Annotated in this window: 4 protein-coding genes and 1 pseudogene; 4 read left to right on the top strand and 1 reads right to left on the bottom strand. The window is 68.2% G+C overall.

The window, feature by feature from the left end:
- Window positions 1–443: pseudogene (locus EO174_RS21205) on the top strand (xylose isomerase); the annotation flags it as partial.
- Between the two features lie 69 nt (window positions 444–512).
- Here the strand turns inward: EO174_RS21205 and EO174_RS21200 are convergent.
- Window positions 513–1,586, bottom strand: coding sequence for a LacI family DNA-binding transcriptional regulator (locus EO174_RS21200; RefSeq protein WP_161960193.1), 1,074 nt, complete (start codon window positions 1,584–1,586; stop codon window positions 513–515).
- A gap of 161 nt (window positions 1,587–1,747) precedes the next feature.
- Here EO174_RS21200 and EO174_RS21195 point away from each other — a divergent pair, with 161 nt between their 5' ends.
- Genes EO174_RS21195 through manD form a run of 3 tightly spaced genes read left to right on the top strand, consistent with a single transcriptional unit; the run spans window position 1,748 to window position 7,178 of the window.
- Window positions 1,748–3,958 carry an alpha-glucuronidase family glycosyl hydrolase gene (locus EO174_RS21195; protein ID WP_126947316.1) on the top strand — a complete coding sequence of 737 codons (2,211 nt, stop codon included), beginning with the start codon at window positions 1,748–1,750 and terminating at the stop codon, window positions 3,956–3,958.
- Window positions 3,955–5,907 (top strand): sialate O-acetylesterase, encoded by a 1,953-nt coding sequence (locus EO174_RS21190; protein WP_126947313.1) that lies wholly within the window; start codon window positions 3,955–3,957, stop codon window positions 5,905–5,907. Before EO174_RS21195 ends, EO174_RS21190 begins: the two co-directional genes overlap by 4 nt.
- 11 nt (window positions 5,908–5,918) lie before the next feature.
- Complete coding sequence (manD, locus tag EO174_RS21185) at window positions 5,919–7,178, top strand: D-mannonate dehydratase ManD (protein WP_119132134.1); 1,260 nt, start codon at window positions 5,919–5,921, stop codon at window positions 7,176–7,178.

Raw genomic sequence — 7,178 nt, 5'->3', positions numbered from 1 at the left:
TGCTCGGCAGCATCGATGCCAACCGCGGCAACCCGCAGAACGGCTGGGATACCGACCAGTTCCCGACCGACCTGTACGACACCGTCGGCGCGATGCTGGTGGTGCTGCGCCAGGGCGGGCTGGCACCGGGCGGGCTGAATTTCGATGCCAAGGTGCGCCGCGAGTCGTCCGATCCGCAGGACCTGTTCCTGGCACACATCGGCGGCATGGACGCGTTCGCACGCGGGCTGGAAGTAGCCAATGCGCTGCTGACCGCCTCGCCGCTGGAGCAGTGGCGCGCCGAGCGTTACGCCAGCTTCGACAGCGGCGCGGGTGCGGAGTTTGCCAACGGCAGCAGCACGCTGGTGGATCTGGCCCAGTACGCGACCGGTAATGCGCCCAAGCAACTCAGCGGCCGCCAGGAAGCCTACGAGAACCTGATCAACCAGTATCTGACGCGTTGATGCCGTGCCGGTGACCGCCTGCACGCGCAGGCGATCACCGGCGGCCTGCGCGCAGAACCGCGTGCAGCGTCAGGGCTGTTCCGCTGCATCCGGCGCCGCCGGTGCGGCCACCGAATCCCGCTTGACCAGCAGGTGCGCGACCACATGATCGACCATCTTCGCCGTGCGCTCCTTGGCGCGTATCGTCTTCAACAGGATGTCCAGCGCGGCGTCGGCCATGGCGGCGATGGGCTGCTGCACGGTGGTGAGTTCGGGCCAGACCGCGGTGGCGGCGGAGGTGTCGTCGAAGCCGACCACCGACAGATCGCGCGGCACATCCAGCCCGCGCCGATGCGCGACCGAGATTGCAGCGGCGGCCATATCGTCGTTGCTGGCGAAGATGGCGCTGGGGCGACGCTTGCGCGCCAGCAGCTTTTCGGCGGCGACCAGGCCGGATTTGTAGGTGTAGTCGCCCGGTTGCACCAGATGCCGATCCAGCCGCAGGCCGGCATCGGCCAGCGCCGCCTGGAAGCCTTCGAAGCGACGCGTGCTGGCCGACAGATTGGGATGGCCGGCGATGTAACCGATACGCGTGTGGCCCTGGGCGATCAGATGCTCGGTGATTTCCTTGGCGGCGGCGAATTCGTCGATGCGCACGCAGGCCACATCCGGGCTGAAATGGTTGGAGGCGATCGCCACCACCGGCACCTTGGCGCGGACCAGTTCCAAGACCGCGGCCTTGGATTCGCACAGCGGTGGCGGCAGGATCACCCCGGCCACGCCCTTGGCGAGCTTGCGCGCGGCGCGGCGTTCGGCGTCTGCATCCAGGTCGTCCCAGCAATCGATCACCAGCTGGATCGGCGTGCGCGAGGCAACCCGCAACACGCCCAGCAGCAATTCACGCAGGTAGGCGCCACTGGGATCGCTGTAGATCAACGCAATGCGCGTGCTCTGCGCGGCGGCCAGGGCACTGGCCGCCAGGTTGGGCGTGTAGCCCAGCTTGTCGACCGCGCGCAGCACGCGTGCGCGGGTGGCATCGCGCACGCTGCCGTTGTTGTTGACCACGCGCGAGACCGTCATCGGCGAGACCTTCGCCAGCGCCGCCACCTCGTCGATGGTGGTCGCGCGGCTGGTGCGGCGGACCGATTTCCTGACCTTCTCCAAGCGTGGCCTCTTCAAGTGGGTGGCGAACCTGCACGATGCACACAAACCGCTGCGATAACGCAAGCGCTCACTGCGTGCACGACGATGCGACGCATGGTACCGGGAAGCAGGCAGAGCGGCGATACGCCGCCGTGTACGTGGATGTCGATGGAGCATGCCGCATGAGCGCGCGTGCAACGCGGCGCTGCGTCGCGTATTGCGCTGCGTTGGCGCAGCCGTGGTGGCTGGCGGTGACGCTGCTGGGTGGATTGGTGCTGACCAGTGCCGGTGCGCGCGCCGAAGATGGCTACGACTTATGGTTGCGCTACCACCCGCTGGACAACGCGGCGCAGGTGCGCGGCAGCGCAAGCGAATTGATCGTCGTCGGCGACTCGCCAAGCTTGCAGGCCGCACGCGAGGAATTGCAGCGTGGGCTGTCGGGCCTGCTTGGTGCTGCGCCGTCCTCGTCTGCCACGGTCACGCGCGATGGTGCGATCGTGCTGGGTGCGGCCGCAGCGCCACAGATCGCGGCATTGCACCTGCAGACCACCGGCCTGGGCCGCGACGGCTATCTGATCCGCAGCGTCCGCGTGGACGGGCATCGCGCCACCGCCATCGTCGGCGGCAGTGATATCGGTGCGCTGTACGGGGCATTCCACTTGCTGCGCCTGCTGCAGACCGGTCAATCGCTGGCCGCGCTGGACCTGCGCGAGTCGCCGCGGTTGCAGCTGCGCCTGCTCAATCACTGGGATAACCTGGACGGGGTGGTCGAGCGCGGTTATGCCGGTGCGTCCCTGTGGAACTGGCAGACCCTGCCCGGTTATCTGGATCCGCGCTACACCGACTATGCGCGCGCCAATGCATCGCTGGGCATCAACGGCAGCGTGCTCAACAACGTCAATGCCAAGGCCTGGAGCCTGACGCCGCAGTATCTGGACAAGGCGGCGGCACTGGCCAAGGTGTTTCGCCCTTACGGCATTCGCGTGTTTCTCAGTGCGCGTTTCAGTGCGCCAATCGAGATCGGTGGCCTGACGACCGCCGACCCGCTGGATCCACAGGTACAGCGGTGGTGGCGCGACACCGCCGACGCCATCTACGCGCGCATTCCGGATTTTGGCGGTTTTCTGGTCAAGGCCAATTCCGAAGGCCAGCCCGGCCCGCAGGACTACGGGCGCAGCCATGCCGATGGCGCCAATCTGCTGGCCGATGCGCTGGCGCCGCATGGCGGGGTGGTGATGTGGCGCGCGTTCGTCTATTCGCATGAGCAACCGGACGATCGCGCCAGGCAGGCCTACAGCGAGTTCCTGCCGCTGGATGGCCGGTTCCGCGACAACGTGATCGTGCAGGTCAAGAACGGGGCCATCGACTTCCAGCCGCGCGAGCCATTCCATCCGCTGTTCGGGGCGATGCGCAAGACGCCGTTGATGCCGGAATTCCAGATCACCAAGGAGTACCTGGGCTTTTCCACCCATCTGGCCTACCTGGGCACGCTGTTTGCCGAAACCCTGCAGGCCGACACCTATGCGCGCGGCAAGGGCTCGACGGTTGCCAGAACCGTGGATGGCACGCTCTTCAACGATGCGAAACGCACGCGGCTGACCGGCATGGCCGGAGTGGCCAACATCGGGGCGGACCGCAACTGGAGTGGCTCGATCTTCGACCAGGCCAACTGGTACGCCTACGGGCGGCTGGCGTGGAATCCGCAGGTGTCGCCGCAGGCCATCGCGCAGGACTGGGTGCGTATGACGTTCTCCAATGACACTGCTGTGGTGATGCCCGTGGTCGACATGCTGCTGCGCTCGCGCGAGGCAGTGGTGGACTACATGACCCCGCTCGGCCTGCATCACCTGATGGGGCGCGGCCATCACTACGGCCCGGCGCCGTGGGATGCCGGCAGCGAGCGCCCGGACTGGGACCCGGTCTATTACCACCGCGCCGACCGTCACGGCATCGGCTTCGATCGCAGTGCCGGCGGCAGCAATGCGGTGGCGCAATACGCCAAGCCGGTGGCGCGCGTGTTCGGCGATGTGCAACGCGTGCCGGAGCGTTACCTGCTGTGGTTCCACCATGTGCCCTGGGAGCACCGCATGGCCTCCGGGCGGCCGCTGTGGGACGAGCTGGTGTGGCACTACGATCACGGCGTGGACGAGGTGCGTGCGATGCGCGCGACCTGGCAGGGCCTGGCCGGCAGGATCGATGCACCGCGTTACCAGCAGGTGGCCAGTTTCCTGGCGATCCAGCAGGACGAAGCGCAGTGGTGGCGCGATGCCAGCATCGCCTACTTCCAGAGCGTGTCCGGGCGGCCGTTGCCTGCCGGCACGGCGCCGCCGGCGCATCCGCTGGCGTATTACCAGGCCCTGAAGTTTCCGTATGCGCCGGGGAATCCGAAATGAGCGCGCGTACGCTGCTGGCCGTCATGGCAGCGCTGCTGCCGCCCCTGGCGCAGGCGGCCGATGCGCCGCTGCTGCATGCGCTGTTTCAGGAGCATGTGGTGCTGCAGCGCGATGCGCCGATCCGGGTGTGGGGCGATGCGGCCCCGGGCGCGCGCGTGCGCGTGCAACTGGATGCGCAGCAGGTGCAGGCGCGCGCAGACCGGCAGGGCCACTGGGAAGCGCGCCTGCCTGCGCACGCCGCCGGCGGCCCGTACACCTTGAGCGCACGCACCGGCACGGGCGTGACGCAGCAGGTCAACGACGTGCTGATCGGCGATGTGTGGCTGTGCTCGGGCCAATCGAATATGGAATTGCCGGTGCATCGCACGCTGGATTCACGCAGCGAGATCGCCGATGCCGACAACCCGCGCATCCGCATGTTCAAGGTGCCGGCGCAGTCCAGCCCGACGCCGCAGCGCGGCTTCGGTGGCGCTGCCGGGTGGCAGCGCACAACGCCGGAGACGGTGAAGGAGTTTTCTGCCGCCTGCTATTACTTCGCACGTGAGTTGCAGAAGACCGTCGATGTGCCGATGGGCCTGATCAATGCTTCCTGGGGCGGCTCGCAACTGCAGGCCTGGATCGGCGAGACAGCCTTGCGCGCCGCCGGCGACGATGGCCCGGCGCTGGATGTGCTGGCGCGATACGCCGTCGACCCGGTGGATGCGGCGCCGCGTTGGGCCGCGCTCTGGGAAGCCTGGTGGCAGGCGCACGGCCAGGGCGAGCCCTGGCAACCGGACGCGCCCGGCGCCTGGCAAACCGCACCGGCGGCATTGGGCGCGTGGGACGACTGGGGCGTGCCGCAGCTGGTCGGCTTCAACGGCATGGTCTGGTACCGCACCAGCGTGGAGCTGACGCAGGCGCAGGCCGCGCAGGACGCCAGCCTGCTGCTCGGGCCGGTGGACGAGCTGGACCAGACCTGGGTCAACGGGCGCGGCGTGGGCAGCAGCTACGGCGCAGAGCAGCCGCGTCGCTACCGCTTGCCGCGCGGGCGCCTGCACGCCGGGCGCAACAGCATCGTGCTCAATGTGCTCAACACCTATCGGCGTGGCGGGCTGCTGGGCGATGCGCAATCGCGTGCGCTGCAGTTCGCCGATGGCAGCACGCTGCCGCTGGATGCACCCTGGCAGTACCGCATCGTGCCGCCGCAACTGGGCTCGCCACCGCGCGCGCCATGGTCGTCGGCGGCCGGGCTGACCACCTTGTACAACGGCATGATCGCCCCGCTCGGCCAGCTCGGCCTGCGTGGCGTGCTGTGGTACCAGGGCGAATCCAACGCCGGCGATGCCGCGCATTACCCGGCCTTGCTCACCGCATGGCAGCGCGACTGGCGGCAGCGCTTCGGTGCGCAATTGCCGCTGCTGATCGTGCAGCTGGCCAACTATGGCGCGCCGCCCACCCAGCCGGTGGAAAGCGGCTGGGCGCAGCTGCGCGAGGCACAGCGCCGCTTCGTCGCCGACGATGCGCACGCGGGCCTGGCGGTGACGATCGACATCGGCGACCGCTACGACATCCATCCGGCCAACAAGCAGGAACTGGGCCGGCGCCTGGCGCGCGCGGCGCGGCAGGTGGCGTATGGGCAGGCGCTTGCGCCCTCCGGCCCGGTACCGCGCAGCGCGCAACGCGCAGGCGACGGCGTGCGCATCGCCTTCGATGCCGTGGACACCACGTTGCTGAGTTATGGCAACGATGCACCGATCGGTTTCGAGGTCTGTGCCGCCGCCCCCGGCACCTGTCGTTATGCCGTCGCCACCGTGCACGACCACGCCATCGCTCTGCGCGTTCCTCCCGGCCTGGACCCCACGCGCGTGCGCTACTGCTGGGCCGACAGCCCGGTCTGCACGCTGTACGACCGCAGCGGCCTGCCGGCCGGCCCGTTCGAACTTCCCATCACTGCCGCCACTTCTCCCTGAGCGAGACCACGATGTCACAGACTCCCGACTCCCCTGCTCCGCTGCAAGGCTCGGCCCGCGATCGCGAGATCGTCGAGGCGCGCGTCATTGTCACCTGCCCCGGGCGCAACTTCGTCACCTTGAAGATCCGCACCCGCTCGGGCATCACCGGGCTGGGCGATGCCACGCTCAACGGCCGTGAGCTGGCGGTGGCAGCGTACCTGCAGGAACACCTGGTGCCGAACCTGATCGGCCGCGATGCCGGCCGCATCGAGGACATCTGGCAGTTCTTCTATCGCGGCGCGTACTGGCGGCGCGGCCCGGTGACGATGAGCGCCATCGCCGCGGTGGACGTGGCGCTGTGGGACATCCTGGGCAAGATGGCCGGCCTGCCGTTGTATCAGCTGCTGGGCGGGCGCTCGCGCGAGGGCGCGCTGGTGTACGGCCATGCCAATGGCCGCGACATCGCCGAAACCAGCGATGAGGTGGGCCGCTTTCGCGAGCGGGGTTTCATCGCGATCCGCGCGCAGTGCGGCGTGCCCGGCATCAAGAAGACCTATGGCATTTCCAGCGGCGGCAAGCCGTACGAACCGGCCGAAAGCGAACTGCCCACCGAAACGGTGTGGTCCACGCCGCGCTACCTGGGCGTGGTGCCGAAGTTGTTCGAGCAGCTGCGCGCCGACCACGGCGATGAGATCGAGTTGCTGCACGATGCGCATCACCGGCTCACACCGATCGAAGCCGCGCGCCTGGGCCGCGACCTGGAGCCGTACCGGTTGTTCTGGCTGGAAGATGCCACGCCGGCGGAAAACCAGCGCGCGTTCGAAGTGATCCGCCAGCACACGGTGACGCCGCTGGCGGTGGGCGAGGTGTTCAACTCGCTCTGGGATTGCAAGCACCTGATCGAGCAGCAGTTGATCGACTACATCCGCACCACCATCGTCCACGCCGGCGGCATCACCCACGTGCGCCGGCTGGCCGACTTCGCCGCGCTGCATCAGGTGCGCACCGGCTTCCACGGCGCCACCGATCTGTCGCCGGTGTGCATGGGCGCGGCCCTGCACTTCGACACCTGGGTGCCCAACTTCGGCATCCAGGAATACATGTTCCATTCCGACGAGGCCAATGCGGTATTCCCGCACGATTACGTGTTCCGCGATGGACGCCTGCATTGCGGCGAAACACCCGGGCATGGTGTGGACATCGACGAAGCCCTGGCGGCGAAGTACCCGTACGTGCCCAAGCAATTGCCGGTGGCGCGGCTGGAAGACGGCGCGATGTGGGACTGGTGA

This window comes from Xanthomonas sp. BRIP62418 (assembly GCF_003993495.1).
GTDB lineage: Bacteria > Pseudomonadota > Gammaproteobacteria > Xanthomonadales > Xanthomonadaceae > Xanthomonas > Xanthomonas euroxanthea.
Note: the sequence above shows the minus strand (reverse complement) of the source record. Positions and strands in the feature narration are given on the sequence as shown.

Bases quoted from the DNA above. Each gene is read 5' to 3' on its own strand.
- EO174_RS21195 (WP_126947316.1), top strand. From the start codon at position 1,748: ATGAGCGCGCGTGCAACGCGGCGCTGCGTCGCGTATTGCGCTGCGTTG.
- EO174_RS21190 (WP_126947313.1), top strand. From the start codon at position 3,955: ATGAGCGCGCGTACGCTGCTGGCCGTCATGGCAGCGCTGCTGCCGCCC.
- manD (WP_119132134.1), top strand. From the start codon at position 5,919: ATGTCACAGACTCCCGACTCCCCTGCTCCGCTGCAAGGCTCGGCCCGC.